Annotated in this window: 17 protein-coding genes; 1 reads left to right on the forward strand and 16 read right to left on the reverse strand. The window is 59.5% G+C overall.

Annotation, left to right across the window (positions count from 1 at the left end; genetic code table 11):
- Nucleotides 1-233 precede the first annotated feature (233 nt).
- From PHV01_RS06215 to PHV01_RS06225, 3 genes are all read right to left on the reverse strand, one after another.
- Nucleotides 234-656 (reverse strand): type II toxin-antitoxin system VapC family toxin, encoded by a 423-nt coding sequence (locus tag PHV01_RS06215; protein WP_337290288.1) that lies wholly within the window; start codon nt 654-656, stop codon nt 234-236.
- A complete protein-coding gene (locus PHV01_RS06220) occupies nt 653-883 on the reverse strand; it encodes a hypothetical protein (protein ID WP_337290289.1) in 231 nt (76 codons plus the stop codon). Before PHV01_RS06220 ends, PHV01_RS06215 begins: the two co-directional genes overlap by 4 nt.
- 346 nt (nt 884-1229) lie before the next feature.
- On the reverse strand, nt 1230-2762 hold the full coding sequence (locus tag PHV01_RS06225) for a porin (protein ID WP_337290290.1): 1533 nt from the start codon (nt 2760-2762) through the stop codon (nt 1230-1232).
- A gap of 301 nt (nt 2763-3063) precedes the next feature.
- Between PHV01_RS06225 and metH the strand changes: the two genes are divergently transcribed.
- A complete protein-coding gene (metH, locus tag PHV01_RS06230; RefSeq protein ID WP_337290291.1) occupies nt 3064-6756 on the forward strand; it encodes a methionine synthase in 3693 nt (1230 codons plus the stop codon).
- Nucleotides 6757-6843: 87 nt separating this feature from the next.
- Here the strand turns inward: metH and smbP are convergent, their stop codons facing one another.
- The 13 genes from smbP to PHV01_RS06295 all read right to left on the reverse strand — a co-directional run bounded on the left by smbP (nt 6844) and on the right by PHV01_RS06295 (nt 24037).
- A complete protein-coding gene (gene smbP / locus PHV01_RS06235) occupies nt 6844-7182 on the reverse strand; it encodes a small metal-binding protein SmbP (protein WP_337290292.1) in 339 nt (112 codons plus the stop codon).
- A 416-nt stretch (nt 7183-7598) separates the two neighbouring features.
- Nucleotides 7599-9920, reverse strand: a complete 2322-nt coding sequence (locus PHV01_RS06240) for a TonB-dependent receptor (protein ID WP_337290293.1) — start codon at nt 9918-9920, stop codon at nt 7599-7601.
- Between the two features lie 207 nt (nt 9921-10127).
- Nucleotides 10128-11663: a PepSY domain-containing protein gene (locus tag PHV01_RS06245; RefSeq protein WP_337290294.1), complete on the reverse strand. Its 1536-nt coding sequence runs from the start codon at nt 11661-11663 to the stop codon at nt 10128-10130.
- A gap of 64 nt (nt 11664-11727) precedes the next feature.
- Nucleotides 11728-14103, reverse strand: a complete 2376-nt coding sequence (locus tag PHV01_RS06250; protein WP_337290295.1) for a TonB-dependent receptor — start codon at nt 14101-14103, stop codon at nt 11728-11730.
- Nucleotides 14104-14351: 248 nt separating this feature from the next.
- Nucleotides 14352-15251 (reverse strand): energy transducer TonB, encoded by a 900-nt coding sequence (locus tag PHV01_RS06255; RefSeq protein WP_337290296.1) that lies wholly within the window; start codon nt 15249-15251, stop codon nt 14352-14354.
- Nucleotides 15248-15667: a biopolymer transporter ExbD gene (locus tag PHV01_RS06260; RefSeq protein ID WP_337290297.1), complete on the reverse strand. Its 420-nt coding sequence runs from the start codon at nt 15665-15667 to the stop codon at nt 15248-15250. Before PHV01_RS06260 ends, PHV01_RS06255 begins: the two co-directional genes overlap by 4 nt.
- The gene (locus tag PHV01_RS06265) at nt 15664-16302 is read right to left on the reverse strand and encodes a MotA/TolQ/ExbB proton channel family protein (protein ID WP_337290298.1); all 639 of its coding nucleotides are present in this window, start codon (nt 16300-16302) and stop codon (nt 15664-15666) included. The genes PHV01_RS06260 and PHV01_RS06265 overlap by 4 nt, the downstream gene beginning before the upstream one ends.
- Before the next feature lie 639 nt (nt 16303-16941).
- Nucleotides 16942-17196 (reverse strand): helix-turn-helix domain-containing protein, encoded by a 255-nt coding sequence (locus PHV01_RS06270; RefSeq protein WP_337290299.1) that lies wholly within the window; start codon nt 17194-17196, stop codon nt 16942-16944.
- Between the two features lie 169 nt (nt 17197-17365).
- On the reverse strand, nt 17366-17668 hold the full coding sequence (locus tag PHV01_RS06275) for a hypothetical protein (protein WP_337290300.1): 303 nt from the start codon (nt 17666-17668) through the stop codon (nt 17366-17368).
- Nucleotides 17669-17672: 4 nt separating this feature from the next.
- Entirely contained in the window at nt 17673-18833 is a 1161-nt protein-coding gene (locus PHV01_RS06280) for a CopD family protein (RefSeq protein WP_337290301.1), read from the reverse strand.
- Nucleotides 18830-19243, reverse strand: a complete 414-nt coding sequence (locus PHV01_RS06285) for a copper resistance protein CopC (protein WP_337290302.1) — start codon at nt 19241-19243, stop codon at nt 18830-18832. The genes PHV01_RS06280 and PHV01_RS06285 overlap by 4 nt, the downstream gene beginning before the upstream one ends.
- Nucleotides 19209-20165: a hypothetical protein gene (locus PHV01_RS06290; RefSeq protein ID WP_337290303.1), complete on the reverse strand. Its 957-nt coding sequence runs from the start codon at nt 20163-20165 to the stop codon at nt 19209-19211. Before PHV01_RS06290 ends, PHV01_RS06285 begins: the two co-directional genes overlap by 35 nt.
- A gap of 788 nt (nt 20166-20953) precedes the next feature.
- Nucleotides 20954-24037, reverse strand: a complete 3084-nt coding sequence (locus tag PHV01_RS06295; RefSeq protein ID WP_337290304.1) for a CusA/CzcA family heavy metal efflux RND transporter — start codon at nt 24035-24037, stop codon at nt 20954-20956.
- Nucleotides 24038-24040 lie beyond the last annotated feature (3 nt).

Consider the following 24040-nt stretch of genomic DNA (forward strand, 5'->3'; position numbering starts at 1 on the left):
CCTTTCGGGGGCTGCGCCGGTGGTATGGCTGACCAGGGGCCCCGCCGGCGCGGGCGCCCCGATATCGCGCCCGCGCGACGGTGGGGACGGCAGGGCGGATGTGTTACCCATGTTTGACAGGACTACACCCAGGCGAGTCCGATGCATCGACTCCTTGCAGCTCACGGACAAGCACGAGGTCGCGTTCGGCAGGGGTGCAGTGTTGTCTGGCCTCTTCTCATACGGCTAGCACGTTACCGAACGTCTTCGACCCATAACAGGTACGGTGCAAGTGGGCCCCTGTTAAGGCTGGCATACAGGCGCCGGTCAGAGGTGACAACCTGGCAACGCCTGCTTATGGCTAGGGCTAAATATAGGCAGTCGTAGACACTTCTGCCAAACTGCGTTGCGATGTCCAGAGCGGGGTCGATGAGGCCAAAGGAAGGAATCGTCTTGATTGGGAAACGCCTGACGTCTTGCAAGAGGTCGCGGGCTTCTTCGGCGGTGAGCTCACCGGTCCGGGATTTCTTCCAGAGCACATTCCCGAGTTCAGCCCACAGCAGGTCTGGGGCGAGAAGATCGTTGCGTTCTGTAAGAACACGGCGAGCTGGTACACTGTGTAGCTCGGGGAGCAGCCATTTCACGACGATGCTGGCATCCACCACAAGCGGCGTCACCGCTGACGATCCTCCCGGAGGATCCTGGCGCTGTCGCTGAAACGTTTGCCGGCGAATCGCCTCTGCCACTTCTCGACGATGGCTGACACCTCGTTGGCAGGCAGCGTTGCTGCTTCCTCCAGGACGATCTTGACTTGCCCCTGAAGGGATCGTCCATGCTGCTTCGCAAGGGCCTTCAGGCGCTTGATCGTCTCCTCATCCAGGTTTCTTACTGAGAGCTGTGGCATGTCTACCTCCTCTGCGGTCACCCGTTGCAAGCAAATTGCATGCACAATGCTAGCACAAGGAGGGAAGTCGCAGCAAGCACTACGGCGTAATCACCGGGCCAACTTGAAACTCCAGCCATAGCGGTTCGCATCGCACTATATCATCGTTAAACACCTTGGAGGGTTTAACGAGCGGTGTGCCAGGAAAGGCAGGAATACAACTGGAGTGAGTGAGAGGAATGATCGGGACGGGGTGCTTGGACAAGATGCCGAAGCTCACCAGATGCATAGTTCGCAGAGTCAGCGACAAGATCCCGCTGACGCACTTGGTGAGCTTCGGCTGAAACCTGCCATGCACATCTCTCGCTTAGAATTGGATCTGCACCTCGGCAATCCCCTCGTGCACCAGCTCGCCGTGCGTGCTATTGCTCACACCGATCGTATTCCGACCTGGCCGGACGTCGGTGAGGAGGTAGTTCGCCCGCAACCGAACGCTGGGGTTGACATACCAGTTCAGGCCGAGGGTGCCGGACCGCATCTCCATCGGCTGCTCCTTGGTGGCCGTGGCTGGCGCCGTAAAGGCGCCCGTGTTGTCATCGACCCGCAGATGCTCGTAGCGGCCGATGGCCAGCAGGCCGCTCCGCTTATTACCGAAGATCCAGTAACCAAGCGACCCGTAGCCACCCTGGATGATGAGGTTGTCGAGATTGCTGCCACCCGCGCCCAAGGCGTCACGCTCTTGAGAGGCGTAGGCGTACTCCCCCTTGATGATGAATGGGTACAAGTCGAAGACGAGATCGCCGCCGCCGGTCACACGGTTGCCGTTGATCAGGAAGCCGTTCTGTGACGTGCCGGCCCCGTCACCCCCAAATTTCCAGCCGGTCGCCTGGGCCGGGTTAAAGCGGTGAAATGAGGTACCACTGACCGACGTCGTCGTACTGTTTGCATCGGTCGCACCCTTCCCATTGACGACCCGGAAGGTGCGATGATCGGCATTCAGCCCGATGGTGAGATTGCCAAAGGGCATCGGAGGGGCAACGGTCACGCGACCGGTGAACTCCTTGTCGCCGTCATTGTCGATGCCGCCCTTACATTGATCGATCCGGCCGCAGCCGTTATAGATTCCCACTCCATAGTAGACGGGTAGCAGGTTGGCGAGTTTCAGCGTACCCTCGACGGTGGCGCCCAACTGCTGATCCGGGGACAGCGCCTTAGAGATAACCGACCGCTCGGCGAAGTCCAGGTCGCGGGAGGTGGTAATCATCTCGAGGCCGAATCGAGGCTTGTACTGTCCGACGGTCACCTTGGCCCACGGGGCATACGTGTAGCTGCTCCAGGCCTCTTCGAGCCGCACACCGCCTGTACTATTTCCGGCGGAATCGGGGACCCCACCGAAGGAGAGCTCCGGCTCGATGAAGAAGCCGAAGTCGTTGAAGACCTGGCCGCTCACGATGATCCGGGTGCGGCGCTGCCTGAAGGTGCTCGGGCTGTGCCGCGCGATCCCGGCGGCCTTGTCTGCAGCGTTGAACTGCTCTTCCTGTCGCGCCCCTTCCGTGATGAACCAGGTCTGCGTGAATCCGCGCAAGCTCAGGTTAAACTGGCCATCGGCGGACTTCAGGAAGAACCCCTTGCCGGGCTCATACCCGGTGAGCAGGGATGAGGCTGCGGCCTCGGCAGCCTTCTGCTCCACCTCCATCACGCGCCGGTCGATTTCTGTCTGTTGCGCGGTCCGGTCTTGCCGCAGCCGGTTCATCTCCTGTTGCAACTGCTGCAGCGACTGCCGCTGTGTCTCAAATGCCTGCTCGAGTTCCGTGAGTTTATCGGCCCACGCCCCAACCGGGGCAAGCAGCAAGGCGCTACCCAGGACGGCACCACGAACCCACCAGCCTCTTTGCGTCATGATTCTCCTCTCTCTGCGTCGTTCGGAAGTGAAGTACGCATCATCACTTCCAGCACCTCCAATAGCGCCGGTATCGTTGTATTGTGGTCAAGATAGTTCATAGAGTGACGTATTCTAGCTTTCGACAGGAGAAAGTGCAAGGTTTACATGCTTCCGACTCGATCACACAACTCACCATGAAGCCACGGACCGCTGGCTTGCGAAGACCTTAAGCATCCAGTATAGTGTGGGCATAGCGGGCCGACAAAAACTGGATTCCGGGTCAAGCCCGGAATGACAAACTTGTACGTGCGGGATGCAGATGACTGAAGTATCAGATCGAACGACAGAGCTTGAGCAGATGGTGCGGCGTCGTATCGTCATCCTTGACGGCGCGATGGGTACGATGATTCAGACGCACAAGCTGGAGGAAGCAGACTTTCGTGGGCGCCCGTTTGCCGACCACTCTTGCGACCTTAAGGGCTGCAACGACCTGCTGTCCATCACGCAGCCGGTCATCATTGAGGCGATTCATCGTCAGTATCTGAAGGCCGGCGCCGATATTATCGAAACCAATACGTTCAATTCCACGTCGATCTCGATGGCGGATTATCGGTTGGAATCGCTGGCCTATGACCTGAATGTTGCCGGCGCGAGCGCAGCGCGCAAAGCTGTTGAGGCAGTCATGGCGAAGGACCCGAGCCGTCCTCGCTTCGTGGCCGGCTCGATGGGTCCGACGAATCGCACGGCGTCGATGCCGTCCGATATCCAGAACCCCGCCCATCGCGCCATTACCTTTGATCAGTTGGTCGCGGCCTATACCGAGCAGGCCCGTGGCCTCCTGGACGGTGGAGTAGATCTCTTATTGGTCGAAACGGTCTTCGATACGCTGAACTGTAGGGCCGCCCTGTTTGCCATCGATCAGTACTTCGAGAAGGTCGGTCGATGCGTGCCGGTCATGGTCTCGGTGACCATTACGGATCGCAGCGGGCGCACGCTTTCCGGGCAAACCGTGGAAGCCTTTTGGAACTCTATCGCCCACATGCCCGTACTGAGCGTCGGAATCAATTGCGCGTTCGGGGCGAAGCAGATGCGCCCGTTCCTGGAGGAGCTGGCTCAGATTGCGCCGGTCTTTCTCAGTTGCTATCCCAATGCCGGCCTGCCCAACGCGTTCGGAGGATTCGATGAGACACCGGCCATCATGGCGGCCGATCTCAACGACTTTGCGAAGAACGGCTGGTTGAACATCGTGGGCGGCTGCTGCGGGAGCACCCCGGCCCACATTGAGGCGATTGCAATGGCAGTGCAGGACTGTCAACCGCGCATTCCCCCTCACCCGCAGCCGCACACCCGATTAAGCGGTCTGGAGCCGGTGACGATTTGTCCGGAGGTGGGTTTCGTCAATGTCGGGGAGCGGACCAATGTCGCCGGGTCTGCGGCGTTTGCCAGGCTTATTCGGAGCGGCGAGTACGAGGCCGCCGCCTCCATTGCGCGGCAGCAGGTCGAGGGCGGCGCCCAGCTTATCGATATCAATATGGATGAGGGGATGCTGGACGCGAAAAAGGCGATGGTGACGTTTCTGAATCTGATTGCCTGTGAGCCTGACATTGCCAGGGTTCCGATCATGATCGATAGCTCCGACTGGTCGGTGATTGAAGCGGGGCTGAAGTGCGTCCAGGGTAAGCCGGTGGTGAACTCAATCAGCCTCAAAGAGGGCGAACAGGCGTTCATCCAGCGGGCCCGGCTCATCAAACGGTATGGGGCTGCGGTCGTAGTCATGGCCTTTGATGAGCGTGGTCAGGCCGACACGCTGCCGCGAAAAATCGAGGTCTGTGCCCGCGCCTACCGCATACTGACCGAGACGGTCGGGTTGCCGCCGCAAGACATTATCTTCGATCCGAACGTGCTGACGGTGGCGACCGGACTCGAGGAGCATAACAGCTACGCAGTCGACTTCATTGAGGCGACCCGCTGGATCAAAGCCAACCTGCCTCGTTGCAAGGTCAGCGGCGGGATCAGTAATGTCTCGTTCTCGTTTCGCGGGAACAATCCGGTTCGCGAAGCGATGCACTCGGCATTCCTGTATCATGCCATCCAGGCCGGCCTGGATATGGGGATTGTCAACGCCGGCCAACTGACGGTCTATGAGGAGATCCCCAAAGAGCTGCTCGAGCTGGTTGAAGACGTACTGCTGAATCGACGTCCCGATGCGACCGACCGGCTGGTAGAGTTTGCGAAGACTGTAAAAGCGGAGGGCCGGGCCGCTGTGAAAGATGAAGCCTGGAGACAGGGAACGATCGAGGAGCGGCTCGCGCATGCATTGGTAAAGGGGATCGTGGAGTATATTGAGTCCGACGTGGAGGAGGCGCGGCAGCAGTACGACAGGCCGCTTCAGATTATTGAAGGTCCATTAATGGCCGGCATGAACCTTGTCGGTCAGCTCTTCGGCTCCGGCAAGATGTTCTTGCCGCAGGTGGTCAAGAGCGCGCGTGTCATGAAGAAAGCGGTGGCCTACCTTCTCCCCTTCATTGAGGCCGCGCGCCTGGCGTCCGACAGTAAGCGCAACCAGCGGAAAATCCTGCTGGCGACCGTGAAGGGAGATGTGCACGACATCGGTAAGAATATTGTCGGGGTGGTGCTCGGATGTAATGACTATGAGGTGATTGATCTGGGGGTGATGGTGCCCTGCGACACGATCCTCACGACCGCCCGGGAACAGCAGGTGGATATTATCGGTCTGAGCGGGCTGATTACGCCGTCGCTCAACGAAATGATGCACGTGGCGCGGGAGATGATGCGTGAAGGGCTGCAGATTCCGCTCCTCATCGGTGGCGCGACCACCAGCCGACCCCATACGGCCGTGAAGATCGCCCCGCTCTATGACCAGCCTGTGGTCCACGTCTTGGATGCTTCAAGGGCCGTGGGGGTCGTCAGCCATCTCTTGAGCCAGGAGCAGCGATCGGCGTTTGTTGAGAGCAATCGAGTTGATCAGGAGCAAGTCAGGCGCGCGCACGAGGATCGTGGTCCGAGCGCGCTTCTGGCCCTCACCCAGGCGCGTGACCGGAAACTCCTTCTTGATTGGGGTATGGTAGAGATCCCCAAGCCGTCCTTTACCGGCATCCGTGTATTGGACGAGTTTCCGCTCGATCAGATCGTGCCGTATGTTGATTGGTCGCCGTTCTTTCATGCGTGGGGAGTGCGGGGCCGGTATCCTGAAGTCTTGCAGGAGGCAAAAGCCAAGGAACTGTTCGAGGATGCCCAGCGTTTACTGGAGCAACTCATCAGCCGGCGCCGGCTCATTGCCCGGGCGGTCTATGGGTTCTTTCCGGCCAACAGTGTGGACGACGATATCGAACTTTATATGGATGACTCGCGGTCGCAGGTACTGGCGACGTTCTACACCCTCCGCCAGCAACTGTACAAGGCCGAAGGGCAGTTCAACCTGGCGCTGGCCGATTTTATCGCGCCGAAATCAACCGGACTCCAGGACTACCTCGGCGCATTTGCCGTGACGACCGGTCATGGTCTCGATGTTCTCTGCAAGGGATATGAAGCCGCCCATGACGACTATATGTCTATTCTGGCTAAGGCGTTAGCCGATCGCCTGGCGGAGGCCTTTGCGGAATGCCTGCATCGCCGAGTTCGAGCAGAGTGGGGGTATGGAGTCGGAGAACAGCTCAGTAACGAGGATCTGGTCCGAGAGCGGTATCGAGGGATCCGTCCCGCTCCCGGCTATCCAGCCTGTCCGGATCACTCCGAGAAACGGACGCTCTTTGATCTTCTACAGGCAGAGCGCAACGCCGGTATCCGCCTGACAGAGAATTGCGTGATGGTTCCGGCCAGTTCGGTGAGCGGGCTCTACTTTTCCCACGCTGAGTCAACCTACTTTGCGGTTGGAAAAGTCGGACGGGACCAGGTATTGGACTATGCGCGGCGCAAGCGGATGGATGTGCGGACGGTGGAGCGGTGGCTGTCACCAAACCTGAATTATGATCCGGATTCTCCCGGTCAATGATTTGAGCGAGTAGCCATAAAAAGGCAATGGGCAGGAAAGTTTCCTTCCTGCCCATTGCTTTTCTCTTGATTGTGTGGGGCGGCGTTCTTACTTTACGGCTTTGAGATGTGTGAGCGCCCCCTCAGCGGCCTTGCCGGCGACATCGGCATGACCCGCCTTGCCGTGCTCAATGGCCTCTTTCAATCCCTTGATGGCCGCAGCCGTATGATCGTTGGCCTTTGCCTTCTGGGCTGCCTCGGCATGCTGCAAGGCTGCCGTTGCGTGTGTAACTACTACATCGGCATGACCCGCCTTGCCGTGCTCGACGGCTGCCTGGGTATGCTCGATCGCCTCGGTCTGATGGGACTTTTCAGCCCAGGAGATACCGGTTCCCACGAACATTACCGCCCCTAGGATCAACGCTGCTACTGCAAGCCTCCGCCTCATCCTGACTTCCTCCTCGTGATAGATTGCCCACTTTTCCCTTCGACGCGCTTCTTCCTCCCTCACCGCTTCTGAAACCGTCAAGTTACCGAAGCCCGATCACTCTACCATAGAGATTTTTCAAGTGTCAAGGCAGGGAAGAAATTCGGTGTTCACTCACGATCAGGTCGCGAGCGGCGCGTGGAGCCCCCAGTCAGGTTCCGTTCGATCAAGGCGAGTATAGCGGATATCGGGAGCGGTGGGCAGGGAGCGATCGAACGACCGCTCCCTGCAGAGCGTACGTGAGAGGGAGGCGCACGAACGTTCCGGTCCACCGTGGTGCGTGAGCGCGCAACCCGAGAGTCGTAGACCCGCATCTCGGACTATACTGTGGCCTATTTCATGACCTCCTTTTCCTCAAGATTCCTCTTGTATGATTGTCAGAACTTGACGGTTAGGGCGGTATAGAACGTACGTCCCATGCCGGGAACGGCAATGCCCCAAGGTATCGAGTTGAGGCCCATCGTCATACCCTGACCGGTATAGGCGCCACCGAGCGGCAAGGAGTAGAACTTATCGAACATGTTCTCGATGCCGAAATCGAGCCGTACCAGCTTCCAGTTGTAGCTGGTACGCAGATTGGTCAGGATGTAGCCCGCCGTCTTGATTTCGTTGCGCACATCGGCGACGTTGTTCTTGCCCTTCGCTATCACCATCTCGACGCTGCTGTCGAAGCCGCCAAGCTTGTGTCCCAGTATGAGCTTACCGTTGAGCGGCATGATGTTGTAGAGATCGTCGTCGGTGGTGAGGTTCTTGCCGTTCGTGTAATTGAATAGCCCCGCGAGGCTGAATTCGCCCAGGCTGTCGGTTTTCGCCAACGGCATATGGCCGGACACATCGATACCATAGAGCCGGGCCGTCTGGTTCACGTACTGGAGAAGGACAAACTTGTTTGTGGCGGTATTGTTCGCCGGGCCGCCGCAGATCGCATTCATGCCCGTTCCGCTACCTACACAGCGCTTCGCATCGATGTAGTCGGTGACATGGGTGTAGTATGGCGTGACCTTGAACTCCCAATTTCGGTCGACGGCATGCCAGTCGACGGTGGCGCTTAGGGTGTGCGCTTTTTCCGGGTCCAGATCCAGATTGCCGACATAGCCGTTGCCGTCGCCGACAAAGTTGTTCATGACCATGGCCATCGCATTCGTCGACCAGGCGTACCGCTCATACAGGTTCGGCGAGCGTGTCTTGTGCGCGTACCCGAATTCGAGACCGAGCGTCGGCAATGGCGCGTAACGGGCGAGCGCAGTTAAATCCCAGTTGTTGTCGGTGCGGTCGTGATTGCGGGCATTGAAGGCGTCTGCTGCAGGCTTATAGGCCATCGTATCGTTGTAGCCCTGCACCGGCCCGGTGTCCATCGTCACTCGCTCGTAGCGGGCGCCCAGCAGCGTCAACCACTGCGGATGTAGGCGCGCCTCCCATTCGGCGAATAGCGCCTTTCGCTCGCGCGTACCGTCGTTGATATTCCTGAATACATTCGGCGCCATTCCGCTGAACATAACGCCAGGCGGCAAGATGGCGGGGGACGGCGGCCAGAAGTCGTGCAGGCGGTAATACTGATATTCACCACCAACACGGAGGGTGTGCTGCTTGGCCAGATCGATGTTGGCCTTGACCGCGCCGCCGAGGTTCCTGCTGTCGCTGTTCATCGGCATCCCTGGCGCAACGGGACTGCCCATCATCCCTCCATATAAAAACTGTTTGTCGTCGCCGAAATCCATATCGTGTCGGACGGTTTCATGGTAGGCGTGGGCATCCAGCGAGCCCCAGTCGAACTGGCCGAGATAGCGCAGGTTCTGGCGCCACTGGGTGTTGCTGATAATGTCCATGCGCTGGTTAGGGAAGCCCTGTTCCGGAATATACTGGTACCCCAACTTCAGTTCGACCAGATGGTTGGCTTTTCTCAGCGCAAAGCCCAGCGTGTGGTTTTCGGCCTTGTACGCGCTGGAGCCGACCTCGTCACCATCAAGAATATTTCCCGGCTTGTCGACGGCAGCCGGGCCGGCCGCCTTGAAATTTCCGCCCGCCGTGTAGTTGTCGGCATGGACCACCGAGCCGCTGTAGGTCGCGCTGAACATCTCGGTAGCATAGGTAGCCGAATAATGGCCGCCTCGGGCCTTGTTGTTGCTGCGATAGAAGCCGCCGGCCTCACCCGTGAGCAGGTGGTCCTGACCTGGGGCGGCAAAGGCCGGTGCGGGAGCATCCAGCAAAATCGTCCCGCCGATGCTGTCGCCGCCGACGCTGACCGGTGTGATGCCGGCGAACACTTTGAGGCTCCCTACGTAGCTTGGGTCGACGTAGGACAGCGGCGGAGTCATGTGGTTGGGACAGGCGGAAATCAGGTCCATGCCATCAACCTTGATGCGCAGACGATCGTCTGCTAGGCCGTGAATGACCGGTAGGCTGGACACGCCGCCACCGCCGTAGAGACTGACGCCGGGGATGTCTCGCAGTAGGCTGGCAGCGTCGCTGGTGGCAGGCGACAGGGACTGCACCTTTGTCTCCTCGACTACCGAGGCATTCAGCGGCACAAAGACGTCGTTGAGAGCGGTCGAGCGCACCACCACCTCCTTCAGTGTTGTCACTTCATCTTTTTTCTTGTCTTCCTCTGCTATTGCCACGGTACCCCATGTGAGCAGCGTAGTCAGCCCCATAAGAGCTGCGGTGTACCTGTGCGTGCGTCTGCATCCGCGTCGTCTCATCGTTGCCTCCTTGTTTTTCTTCCTTCAGCCTTTGGTCTATCTACCTGCCCTCCTGACGGGTGAGTCTCGGGACCGCCGGATGAGGATGGCGGTCCCGAGAAGACTCATCCGCTTCGAGGGAGGAAGTCCCTGCCATGGCGCATCAGCCCGACCCCGGCAGGGGAGGGTGGGCAAGTTGCGGTGCAGTGCCGCCAGTTGGTCCCCTTGTTAGAGCCACTTGACCCGCCACCAGCGGATAAGTCCCGTCACCACCAGCGTTATGGCCAGGACCGCAAAGAGATCATTCAGCCACTTCCAGTGCTGCCAGAAAATCAGCCCGTCGTGAAGCTGCCTCAGAACGTAGTACCACGGCACGCCATCCTCCACAGGCTGAGTCAGCTCGATCTGGCCACGAACCTGACCCGACCGATCCGTCATCACCACCGTCTTGCCGTGATGGAGCCATCCGATCTGACCGTCCTCCAGCCGCGTGATGTCGCTCGTCATATGGGCATGCTTATCCGAGAGCGTGAGCCACCCGGCCCCGTCTTGCGGCTTCATATAATTGTTGATGCCCATCCAGCCGCCGATATAGAGCGAATCCCCGAAGCGGCGAAGCCTTCGGGCCGCTGCTATGCGTTCGGCGCCGGCATGCTCCGCCGACCATGTGCGTCCCCCATCCTCAGATGTAAAGAGCCCAACCCGAGTTCCGATAGAAAGCTTCTCTGGTTGACCCGGATACCCGATCACTGCCTCAATCCACCCGTCCCACACATTGAGATGATAGACAGGTGGGTAGAAGATCGAGGGCACCTGCACCCGTCGGAGCCATTCGCCTAACTCCTTAGAGTGTCCAAAGAAAATACCGGTAATGACGAGATAGAGGAGCGGCAGAGCCGCGTAGAGCCCGATCAACGGGCTATGGAAGCGGAACAGCCAGATGAGCGTCGTGCGTTTGGTCTCGACATGGATCTGACCCCCGTGTCGGCGGCGGTGCCGCCAGTACTTGGGGAATCCCCAATAGCACACCCCGCTCAGCGCCAGGGCGCACAGACCAAGGCCTGCCAGATCGTTGAGTAGGAGCGAGAGGCCTTCGGCGAATAGCCCCCGCCCGACATGCAGGTCGATGATGAGCCGTCGCAAGGACATCTGGTGCGGTAGCGCGTCGTTCGGCGGTGTCTCCAAACGGAGCCAGAGGGGATCATCCGGTCTCCCGGTGAGCAGTTGGAATACTCGGCTTCGGTCCGTCACCCCGTACAGTTCCCCATGGCTTGCCCCCGCCGAGAGTGCCGTAATCCTCTGCGCTTCCATCCCTGCTTTCACAACGGTCTTGCCGCCATCAGCAGACACCCAAATTCCGTTATCCGTACCGATCCAGAGCCGATCCCAACCACGCTCCGGGTCCGGTTCAACCGCAAAGACCTGGAGATGCCCGTCCTTATCGCCAACCAACTGTGTTCGCTGCCAGCTCTTGGCCCCATCCTCCGTGACCCACAACCCACGCGATCCTGCAGCGACCTGATGCATCGGCCGATTCGGATTGACCTGGAAGATCTGAATCACGGTCCGACTAAGGCTTCTAACCGATCCAGGCATAAGACGTTCCGGAACAGTCGAAAACCAGATCCACCGCCACTCCTTGTGATCGAGGAGAAAGCCGGTCGCCCCGAGCACGCACAGCCAGACAGCCGAGATCAGGCCCGCCCATTTATGGAGCTTGAGGAGCGTAATCCTCCGGTACCAGCGCGTATGTGTGCTGAACATTGCTGTCACACTTGTGTTGACATCTACTCGCGCCGCGCCGAGAAGCCTCGTTCTCGGCACGGCGCTAGAACCTGAGCTTGAGGCCGGCGAAGTAAGATCGCGGCTGGCCGGCGAAAAATGCTTGCTTTGACGTCGCCAGATTGGCCGGCGTATCGCTGAGCGCATCGGCCACGACGTTGGCGCTTGCGATGTAAGTCGCGTCGAACAGATTCTGAATCTCAAAGAAGGCCGACAGCGATCGAACGAAGGGGATCGTGACTTCCCGGTCGTAATGGAGATTCAGGTTGACCAGTTGGTAGGGCAACGTCTTCAGCGTATTGCTGTTGTTCACGTAGAAATCGTCCAGCCAGTTGACCTCGATCCAGCCGCCCACCCCACGCCACCACTCACTGTAATGGCTGGTGTCATACGCGAGTCTCGCGTTCAGGATATGGCGCTCAACGCCCGGGATCTTATTACCGCTCCGATCGAAACTCTTGCACGTTGTACTGGAGCAGATATTCTCCGTAAACTCGGTGTAGATGTGGTCGTTGAAGGTATATGAGGTTGACACCTTTGCTCCCGCGAAGGGCCGCCAAGCCAACTCCGCCTCGATCCCGCGATGCTCGGCGTTGGGGGCGTTGCTGGTAAAGGACGACAACCCCGCGCCGGGCGACTGTGTGATGAATTCGTTGAAAGAGAACTCATAGTAGCCCGTCAGGCTTGCCGTAACAGTCGGCAGGGGTCGGACATCGATCCCCAGCTCTACCCCGACATTGCGCTGTGGCTTCAAACCGGTATTGTTCCCCGCGAGCCCTGTCGTGGCTGTGGTCAGATTGCCGATCCCAGGGATGCCGTAGGCGGTTGCCACCCGCCCGCGGAACTGGAGGTCCGGGTTCACGGAATAGATCACTCCCGCCTCCGGCGCGACACTCACGAAGTCGCGACGCACATCGACATTGGTCAGCGGGGCGGTCGTGCTGTTGCGGGATCGGACTTCGGCCCGAATCTCCGAGCCCTCCACGCCCACTCCGAGGTACCCGGTCCATCGCGGCGAGAACTGAACCTCCTCCCGCACTCGGCCCCCAAGATTGCGGATGTGGCCACGGGTATTGGCCTGCAAGTCGCCGCGGCTGCCATGGCCGTCGGCCAGATTGAAGAAGGTGCTCGATTCCTGCTCTATGCGATTAAAAAAGAAGCCGGCATAGTGTTTCGCCGCAAGGCCCAACAGGCTTCCTTCCCTGGTGATGTCGGCATAGAAATTAAAGCTCGGATTCTCGTTATCCCCTATCGTTCCGAAGGTCTGGTTAATGTCTTTATAGTCGTAACTCCCCAGAAGGCGGAACCCGGTCTGCGCGTCCAGTTGCTGTTCGTATCGGGCACCGACAATCGTGCGATTATCGTTTCTCCCCTGGTCTGCCTGCTGGGCGGTGACAAATCCCTTGCCGGTCACAAAGGTGCGCCCTGCGCCCCATGGGTTCGCTCGAAATTCCGCCAGTGTCAGGCGGTTGGGCACCTTAGTGTCAACGTCATTATTGATGAACTTCAGCGTAATCGATCGCTTGTCATCGGGGGTATAGGTGGCCACCAGGTTTTCAGTGGTGGTGTTGAATTTGCTGTGAGCCAAGAAGCCGTCACCCCGGACGTGGCTTCCAAAAAGGGAGTACTCGAACTTATCGAGCTGATCGCCGATATGGACGTAATGGTTCGAATAACCGTAACTGCCACCCTCATTCCCCACCTCAACGCCTCGAATGTCGCGCCCTTTCCGTGTGCGGAAATTGATCACGCCCCCGAGGGCGTAGTTGTCATAGAGTGCCGATGAAGGTCCTCGCAGGACATCGATCCCCTCATAGGCATGGGGATCGTTTAGGTCTGTGCGCGCGAGGCCGTCCGGTTGGGTAGTTGGAAACCAGTCGTCAAAGACCTTAATGTTCCGAATGCCGAAGGTGGTTTTGGCGCCGGACCCTCGAATAGAGATTCCCACATCACGGGGCCCGTTGCCTTCCTTGAGGAAAACCCCTGGGGTGACCTCGATCAGTTCCTTGACGCTGAAGGCTCGCGCGTGCTCGATCTCCTCCTGCTCCACGGTACTGACGGCCCGGCCAACCGGCTTCTCTTCCATCCGTGTGGCAAGTACCTTGACCGGTTCCAGGACCAACGGTTCGCCTGGAGTCGGAGGGGCCACCGGCTGACTCGCAGTGGCGGCAGAGGCAGGCGAGGCGGCTCTAGCCTTCTCCTCCGGATCAAGCGCCTGAAGCTCCTTCTCGATCTGCTCCAACTGGCGCAGCAGTTCCTGGCGTCGCTGCACCTTCTGAGCGACCTGCTTGGGATCCGGGGTAGTCTGGAGTTGAGCCCAGACGACCCTTTCACCCGCAAAGGCGCCCCATGCCAGGAGCGTGATCAGCCCCACAAGGGTTGCGGTACACGTGCGCGTACACTTGCATCCGCGTCGTCCCATCACTGTCTCCTTCCTTAGAGAATAGGGAATTAGGCTGAAGACTTTTAGATATAGCCTCTTCCTTCCTTCAGTCTTCGGTCTATCTACCTGCCTTCCTGATGCGGTGAGTCTCGGGACCGCCGGATAAGGATGGCGGTCCCGAGAAGGCTCATCCGCTTCGAGGGAGGAAGTTCCTGCCATGGCACATTAACCCAACCTCGGCAGGGGAGGGTGGGCTAGGTGTGCGTCGCTCGGGTGTGGTGTGACGCTCACCATCTCTTTAATCTGAATTCGACCGGCAGCACGGCCCAGGCGGCGACGACCCGATGGTCTCGTCTTGCCGGTTCGAAGCGCCATCGTCTGATTGCCTGGACTGCCGCGTGGTCGAGGTCTGCGTAACCGGACGACCGCTCAATCGTGACATTGGCCACACCGCCATCGGCTTGCACCAGGAATTTGAGGAGGGCCGTCCCCTCGATGCCGGCCCGGCGGGCCGACTCCGGATAGCGGGGGGTAACCTGGTAGCCGCCCTTGAGCAGTCTGCCATCGATTAGGCCGCCATTGTCGGTGCCTGCCCTCCCCCCACCAGCCGCCTTGTAGGCGGGGGGATAGCCATCTGTCCGAGCAGACGCCACGATGGCAACTCCCGCTGCAACGGCGCCGCGGTCGGTCTGCGCTGTTCCGCCGACAGTGTGGTGACCGGTCAACGTCTGTGTATCCTGGCCCCCAGGGACGACCCGTCCGGAGTCGTCTTCTGCCACAACCGCTGGAAGTGCTCGCGTCGATGCGGCGTCGGCTTTCTGCTCTACAACAGCCTCTGGCGGCAGTAGCGGTATTGGTGGCTGTTCGTGTGGCACTGACGACTCATGTGACGGCTTCTGTACCGCCTGCGGCGTTTCGATGCCGAGATCGGATGGAGAGACAGTGGGATTGTCGCGCGGCGAGGGGACGCCAGGAGTTCGGAGCCGGTCCTTCAAGATCCGCCCAGTGCCCGGCATGGATTGCTGAGACGCCGGCACATCAGTCTCTCCGACTGTGATGACCTCAATGGGGATCCGTACCTCCAGGGGGCTGGAGAGGCCCAGACCCGACACGCCAGAGACAAGCGCCAGCAATGAGAGGTGGATCAAGCCGGACGCCACTGCGGGGCCTTTCAGCGAATGATTCACTCCTCACGCCTCATCTGATTCGGCTTTACGGCGATCGCCAGCTTGTTCGAACCGGCCCACCTGGCTACGTCCATCGCCTCCACAACACGTCCGTGCGATACGGCCTCATCCGCGCTGAGGATTACCGTGAGTTCCGGGTTCACCGTGAGCAACCCCTTCAACCGCTCCCGAAGCTGATCGACCGAAATAGGTTGCTTGTCCAGATAGAGCTGTCCATCTTTGGTGAGCGTGACCGCCGCATGGTCGCGCATACCCTGTTGCCCCGTCCCCGCCTTGGGCAGATCGATCGGCATCCCCCTGTAGACTGCCATCGATAGCGAGGCCATCATGAAGAAGACCAGCAGGAAGAAGATCGTGTCGATCAGTGGGATGATCTCGATGCGGGCCTTCCGTGGCGGGCGGCGCAGCAGCCTCATGGACGGACTTCCTTCAATGCGAGTTCCAGTCGAGAGCCGTAGCGTTCGATGTCGCCCATGATCCGCTCGACCCGCGCAGCGAAGTAGTTGTAGGGGACCAGGGTCGCAATAGCGATCCCGAGGCCTGTCGCGGTCGCGATGAGGGCTTCAGCGACGCCCCCGGTGATGGCGTGGGGTTGGTTGATGCCGCCGGAGGCCATGACCCCAAAGCTACTGATCATCCCTGTAACGGTGCCGAGGAGGCCCAACAGGGGCGACAGGGTGATGACCGTGTCGAGCAGCGGCAGATATCGCCGCATGTGGGTCAGCTCTTCATGGGCGGCGGCCTCCATCGCCAGCGTCGGGGCAGGGTTCCGATGGCGGATCCCGGCTGCGAGGACCCGCGCCACCGGAGAGCGGGAGAGTTCGCCGAACTTGCGCGCATCCTCCCAGTTGCCGGCTGCCGCCAGCGTGAGCAACTGCTCTATCTCCCCGGATGGGCGCAGGCGCCACCAAAATAGCCCCCGTTCGATGACCACGGCCAGCGAGGTGATCGAACAGCAGAGGAGGGGGATCATGACGGGCCCCCCTTTGATAAGTAACGCAATGAGTGCGGACATCTCTACCTCCTTCACGCGCGTGCGCAGCTTGAGCATCTTCCCGCTCCTCAGAAAATAGCGGTCAGCAATCAGCGCTCAGCTGTAGGTCGGGTTAGCGCAGCGTAACCCGACATCGCTGCAGAACGCTTCCGGTTTCTCGGATCGTTTGTTCATCGCGGCCTTGAGTAAGGCCCAGGCGCACTAGTTCGCGCGAGATACCGTTGGTGGTACAGGTCGAGTATTCGAGTGGAAAGACTTACGCGAAGGCGAGCAGGGGTGGGGAGCGGCCGGTCAGCCTGATGGGGGAGATCTGAGGGTAGTGCTGAGGTAGCGGTAGAAAGGCGAGCAGAACAGTCACAGCTAACGGTAGGAGTATCCTTGACGACGGCACATGGGAGGCAACTGTCTTGTGTGCCCAGGCACAGACAGAGACGGGGTGAGTATCTGCTTGGCCTTGGATGTGGGTATTGTGAGGGTGGACCAGGCACAGGATGAGGAACGCATTGACCAGCAGATAGAGACAGAGCGCTGATAGCGCAAGCGGCTTGAGATGCCGAGATTCGCGGGATGATCTATTCAAAAGCGCCACTGGTGAAGCTCCGTCTTCTTCGATGGACGACACTGAGCAGGAACATAGTTTACGACTCTTTCTACTTCTTCCGGACGAGCATGTCTACAGATGCCTGCTCACTGTTGCTACAAATATTCCGTACTGACCAAGTTGTTTGCAGGCCGGCACGACTCCGGGGTTCGATGACTCTTACTTACCTCGATACCCCAAATCCGGTTCTGTTCGATCAGCCTCGCCACAGAGGTCTGGAAGATGCGGAGACTCCCTTTTCCGACCTTGGTCGCCTCCAATCGACCCTCCTGCACCCAACGGTAAATGGTCCAACGGCTGACGCTTAGCAGCATCGCCGCTTCATCGACGCGCAATAAATGTTTGTTCATGGCTGTGACTCCTCCAAAAGACTCGTCAGTGCAATTCTGCCTAAGCGGTCAGGATTCAGCTTCTGATACATCCTTCGCCTTGGCCGAGTTGTCGGGTTACGCTGCGCTAACCCGACCTACGGTTGAGCGCTGGCTGCTGAACGCTATTATCTGGGCAATGGCGTGAAGTTTAGGCAGTAAAAGAAGGAGGGGCACGTCCATGGACAGGAGCGAGACAGGCGACAGAAGGACCACTAAAGACGACTCTTGGAACGATCTCTAAGAGTAGAGCAGGTGTCTCGATGGCAACGGACTCGACGGCGGTGCAAGCCAGGTGTGCGGAGGCCGAGGCCACCGCACACTGGGTAGTCTGGTTGAGACGACCGAGGTTGTGCATCGAGTGGAGCCCGGCCGCGAACGCGAAGAGGAAAAGGATCAGGACAAGGACCAACGCTTCGACGGACTGCGCGCGCGGCCGCTTCAGTGTCAACACGCACCTACCTGTGCATTGATGGCGGCATGGCCGTCGGCGTGTCGTGCGCCGGCAGATGGTCGCCATGAAGTTCTTGGGACTTGAGATGTTCGAGATGGCGCGCATGGCGAGCCGGCATGAGTTGAGTGAGGAGGGCTGAACAGGCCAACGTCGCAACAACGATCATCCACTCCAGTCGGACGAATCGAGAGAACTGGGATTGAGGCATACTGGTGAACCGACGGATGATCCTGAAGATCAGCCCATCGGCCCTGCCGGACCTGTGCATCAGCAGGGCGAGAAAGTAATACCGGTTGACGGCCGCAATCATCAAGATGCCGCCCACAAGCGCGAGCTTAACCAGGAGGGTCCAGCCGTACGCAGCCTCGACGAGAGCCGAGGCGGAGCCCACCTGCAACCAGGAGTTGTAGAGCCCGGTCGCCAGAAAGACGGCGACGCAACTCGCCGCCATCTTGGAGAATGGCCTCGCGATCGAAGAGAGGCCGTGCACCGTATCTTGCATACCTGGAGTTGCGAGGGAACGCTTGAGCACGAACCCGAACGTGAAGAGGCCGCCGATCCAGATCGAGACTGCCAGGAGATGGAACCAGCCGATCAGCACCGGAACCGTCATATCGCCCCAGTCAGCCGCGTGGCCTGAAAGGGTTGTCGTCAGCGCAACGAGGAACGTCGCCAAGAAGGAAGCCCTGATAAACCATGGGCTTGCGGTGCCCCCCAGCAGCCTCAGCCACCAAGTCATGCCCAGCAGCCCTATCCGGCCGAGCCGCGCGATCCAGAGTAATCGCGGGGGTGTGGCTATCCCCTGCAGCCTCAGCCACCAGGCCATGCCCAGCAGCCCAAGCAGGCCGATCCGCACGGTCCAGATAGTCCCATAGTGTGTTTTTCGAAGGACCAACGGAAGCGCGACGCCCAATGTGGCCAGACCCCCGCCGCTCATCATCAACGTCCTCAGGATCAGGTCAGCAAGGCTCGTCAGTACCACGAGCCCGAGCGAGACGAGTTCTACTCGGCGAAGGTGTCCCTCGATGATCTGGTAATCGTGGCGTGATAACAGGCTTGGTGGGAGGATCAGAGACTGAAACGCTAACCCGCCGACGAGCGTCATGAGGCCCATGAACTCCAGCCAGCGGATGAAGATATGAAGAAGGGCGTGCGGGCCGGTCATGGGCCGGATCCGATGGTGAACGGGAAGTCACCCTCGGTGTGGTGGCCATCTCGGGCGATGACGCTCCAGAATACCCGATACCTGCCAGGCGGCAAGGGTGGGAGACTCACCTCGAGAATGGTGGTGTCGGAAGGGTTGACCCGCCCGTCCGCTTTATCGACTCGTTCTTTGTTACCGTTCATCACCGTGATGGTACTGAATATTGGCTCGATGGCGCCGTCAAACCAGATCCTGACCTGGGCTGGCGACTGCTTCACCATCCACCCTACCCGTGGTTCGGAGTGGTCGGGGAAGGCATGGCCCCAGGCCGAGCTGACCATCAGGAGCAACCCTACTGCGAGAGCGGTAGAGCTGCTCCAGCGCCCTGGCAGCCGGTTATCGTGGCAGCGTTTGTGGTCCCAGTACGCCATGGAACGGTGTCCAGGTAAAAATGTCAGGAGCGATATCGTCGAGGAAGATGTGGAGCATCACCAGGGCTCCCGTATGGCGCCCGGCCGTATCGTTGAGGGGTATTTGCGCCGAGGCTGCAAGTTCGAAATACTTCCCGGCCCAGACCAGCCCGGGGTTGGCAAAAGCGGTGTGTGTTCCATTGTTAGGCCCGCTGATCTGGGTTTCCCCATTGAACTCCACGACGGGGAACAGACGGTTGAACGGCCAGGCAATACCCACATCTTTTACGTACGATTGTAGATACGGGATGCTATACATCACGGCAACTCCCCAAGTGAAGGCATGCTGGGCATCTTCTTCCCTTTCGTTACGGTTGGCGCGCAGGTCGAAGCCAACCGACGTGGTGACCGCAACCGGCTTGAGCCAGTCGGCCCAGTCCGGGAGATCACCGAACCCTTTGCCGATCTGAAGGGCCGGGCTGACGGTTGTTCCAGAGAGTCTGCCGACTCGCCTCTGCCCGACGCCGCCCGGCGAAACACTGACGGCAGCGGTGGCGGCCAGTTCATGCATTGCATTCCGAGCGAACTGGTAGCGGAGGCCGAAATCCGGATTATCGAAGCCAGAGGTAGCACCCTCCTCTGCTGCGGCCTCGCCACGAGGCCTAATAATGTGATACGAGCCGCCGAGCGTGATCGCCAAGTCCGGGCTCAACCGCTTCGAGATCTCCGCCTCGAACTCAGTTGAGAGCGCCTCCGGCTCCCTGCGGTGGCTTGACACGAGGCCCGCCTCGTCAGAGACGAACGAGTCCTCGACAACAATCGTAGATGGGAACCACCGCTTACCCACGACGCCGTGGGCCCAACCGGCGGCCGGCAACGCGATCACAACGGCAATGCCCAACACCAACGAACACACACTACGCCAACTGGTCGCTCGGTGCATGATCCTCCTCACGAACGCGAATCTCGCGCTGATAGAGAAAAGTCGATTAGGTGTGACGCTGCATGCCGACATAAGTCCCAAACGGTTCGTCATTCCGGGTTTGACAAGCCTGCCCCGTACTTGATACGGGGGAACCCAGCATCTCTCCGGCTGGATTCCCGCTCCTGGCTTAAAATGTGCCGGGACAAGCTTCGCGAGGAATGACGTCCATTATTGTGACTTACGACGTAACGTATAACATTCCCGCCGGAAGCAGGTTCGCTAAGCGTCAGAAACGTCGATTGAGGCGAGTCACGCGAGAGAAAATAGGGGCGGGGATCGACCGGTAAGTTTGATGATCTGGAATTGGGAAGAGCGCGGCAGGAGCGGTATCGGGATGAAGAGAGTCGCCGCAACTACAGGCAGAATCAATCCGGTTGATGGCGCATGAGGCGCAACGGTCTTATGGACCCACATACAGATCGAGGCGAGATTACTCTTGACCTGACCTTGTGAGTGCGTATTGTGGGGCTGGATGAGGCAGTGGGTGAGAAAGGCGTTGAGGAGCAGGTAAAAGCCGAAAGACGCAGCCGCAAAAGATCTAAGGCGCAGGCGAATCAAGGATCTTTGATGTAATCTTTGCATGATAGGGATGTGCACCCTGCTTCGCTTACCGGCTTTGGCATGTTCCTCAACTAATTGTAGGCTATCGAAGCCGGATTACTGCTGTCAAGTGAAAAAGAATGAACTACCCCGCGGTAAGCCGCGTGGAATGAACCTCCAGTGGATTCAACAAATATCTTGGAGGATTAGGCAGCGTCTGCGGCGTCTTTCTCAAACCAGCGATAGAGGCTCGGGAGCACGAAGAGCGTCAGTAGTGTGGATGTCACGAGGCCGCCGATAACGACCGTGGCCAGCGGGCGCTGGACCTCGGCGCCTACGCCGTGGGAGAGTGCCATCGGGATGAACCCGAGACCGGCGACGAGGGCTGTCATCAGGACCGGCCGCAGACGGATTTCGGCGGCCTTGAATGCGGCGTCGCGCGCCGAGAGCCCTTCCTCGCGAAGGTGTAAGATGTAACTCATCAGAACCACGCCGTTCAGGACGGCCACGCCGAACAGGGCAATAAAACCCACCCCGGCGGAGATACTGAACGGCAATCCGCGCAGCGCCAAGGCAAGCACCCCACCGGTCACCGCCAGCGGGACGTTCAAAAAGATCAGCAGCGCAGGTCGAACGGCATTAAAGGTGGTGTACAGCAGGACAAAGATCAGGCACAGCGACAGAGGAACGACGATCGCCAGGCGACTCGTTGCTCGTGCCAGGTTTTCGAATTGCCCGCCCCACTTGATATGATAGCCGGGAGGCAGCGTGAGTTCTTTGGCAATTCGGTCTTGCGCCTCGCGTACAAACGAGCTCAGGTCGCGACCTCTGACATTGGCTTCTACGACGATCCGTCGGCTGATATCTTCACGGCTCACCTGCGCCGGGCCCTCTTCGACGCTAACGGTGGCCAGTTGGGCCAGCGGGATAAGGGCGCCATTTGGCGCCGCGACCGGTAAGTCTTGGAAGGAAGGCAGATCAGTACGGCCGCTGCCGATCGCTCGGACAACCAGGGGGAATCGTCGCTGCCCTTCAAAGACCGTTCCCACCACCCTGCCGGCGCCGGCCGCCTCGACAGCGGCCAGGACATCCGCTGCGTTGATTCCGTATCGGGCGATCCGCCGCCGGTCCACCTGAATACGCAGGGCCGGGAGGCCGGTCACCTGCTCGACTCGAATATCCTGGCCGCCACGGATCTGTCGCAGGATGTGGGCTGCCTGGTCACCTTTTTCTTTCAAGACGTTGAGATCATCACCAAAAATCTTGAGCCCGACATCGGATCGGACACCCGCAATCATTTCGTTAAAACGCATCTCAATCGGCTGGGCAAAGCTCATACCTACGCCCGGGACTTCGGACGAGAGGGCCGCAGCAAGCTGGTCGATCAACCGGTCTTTTGTCATGCCGGCTTTCCACTCCCGTGACGGTCGGAGGGCGACGAAGACATCGGATGCCTCCATCCCCATCACGTCGGTCGCCACTTCGGGAGACCCGATTCTCGACACCACCTGCCGCACCTCGGGAAAACGCAGGAGGGTACGTTCAATCTCAAGAGAGTCCTTGATTGATTGATCTAACGCGGTGCTCGGGAGACGCCAGGTCTGCAGCACAATATCACCCTCGTCGAGTTGCGGGATAAACTCTCCGCCGAGAAACGGCACAAACGCGAGGCTGATGATAAAGGCCGATGCCGCCATAATGGCCGTCATTTTCGGGTGGTGGACACACCACGCGAGTCGCGGCAGGTACAGAATCTTCACGCGGCGGAGGAGCCACGAATCGCCCTCGGCGATCGGCCCCCGCAGGAACAGGGAAGCCAGAACCGGCATCAGCGTAAACGACAGGATCAGCGATCCAATGAGGGCGAAAATGACCGTGAACGCCATCGGCTTGAACATCTTTCCCTCGACGCCCTGTAACGTGAGAATCGGCAGGTAGACGATGACGATAATGCTGACGGCGAAGAAGATGGGTCGCAGGACCTCGCGCCCGGCTCGGAGGATAATGAGAGGACGTTCCTCTCGTCGTACGCTGCGCTCTTCCGCCAGATGCCGAATGATATTTTCAATCATCACCACCGCGCCGTCCACGATCAGCCCGAAATCGATCGCGCCCAGGCTCATCAGATTGCCGGAGATTCCGGTCTGGACCATTCCCGTGAAGGCGACCAGCATGGAGAGGGGGATCGCTGCGGCGACGATCAGGCCGCCTCGGAGGTTGCCGAGGAGCAAGAGCAGAACGGCAACGACCAGCAGCGCTCCCTCGATCAGATTGGTGGTGACGGTTCGGATGACCTTATTGACGAGATCTGATCGGTCATAGTACGGCTCAATAGAGACCCCGGGCGGAAGACTCGGTTTCATCCGCTCCACCTCGTCTTTAATCCGCTCAGCTACGACGCGGCCGTTGCCGCCGCGAAGCATCAGCGCCATGGCGACCACCGTTTCCCCCTCGGCATTTCGGGTCGCTGCTCCGATCCGGGGCATCGAGTCGATCCTCACCTGGCCCAGTTGAGCGACCGTAATCGGCGTACCGCCCGGTCCGGTGCCCACCAGGATCCGGGACAGATCTTCCTGATTTTCGACCAGCCCCTCGCCTCGAATCACATACGCCTCGCCGTTGTGCTCAATGTAGCCGCCGCCGGCGATGGCGTTATTCTTTTCAAGTTCATCAAACACTCGCCCGATAGGAATTCGGTACGAGACGAGTTTTCTCTGGTCTACGATGACGTGGTACTGCTTCGTGTACCCGCCCCATTGCGACACTTCCACGACACCTGGGACCGTACGCAGCCTGTACGCGATCTGCCAATCGAGGATCTCGCGCAATTGCATTGGCGTAAAACTATCGCCCTTCACCACGAACTGGTAGACCTCGCCCAGCCCTGTGGAGATCGGCGCGAGCTCTGGTGTCCCGAAGCCGGCAGGAATCTGTTCTCTGGCCGTCGCCATCCGTTCGGCGACCAGTTGCCGGGCAAAGTAGGCGTTGACGTGGTCCTTAAAGACGATGGTGACGGCCGACAGACCGAATCGGCTCACCGAGCGGAGCTCTTGCAGGTCCGGCAGACCGCTCATCGCCGCTTCGATCGGGAAGGTGACGTATCGCTCCACGTCCACGGGGCTCATGGGCGCCGTTTTCGTCAGAACCTGGACCTGGACCGTGGTGATGTCCGGGACAGCGTCGATCGGCAGGTCGCGCAAGGCCATCACGCCGCCGAGGACCAGGAGAGCGGTCAGGATCAGGACGAGAAATCGGTTTTCCAGAGACAGCTCAAAAATACGCTGGAGCATGAA

Source organism: Candidatus Methylomirabilis sp. (assembly GCF_028716865.1).
Taxonomy (GTDB): Bacteria; Methylomirabilota; Methylomirabilia; order Methylomirabilales; family Methylomirabilaceae; genus Methylomirabilis.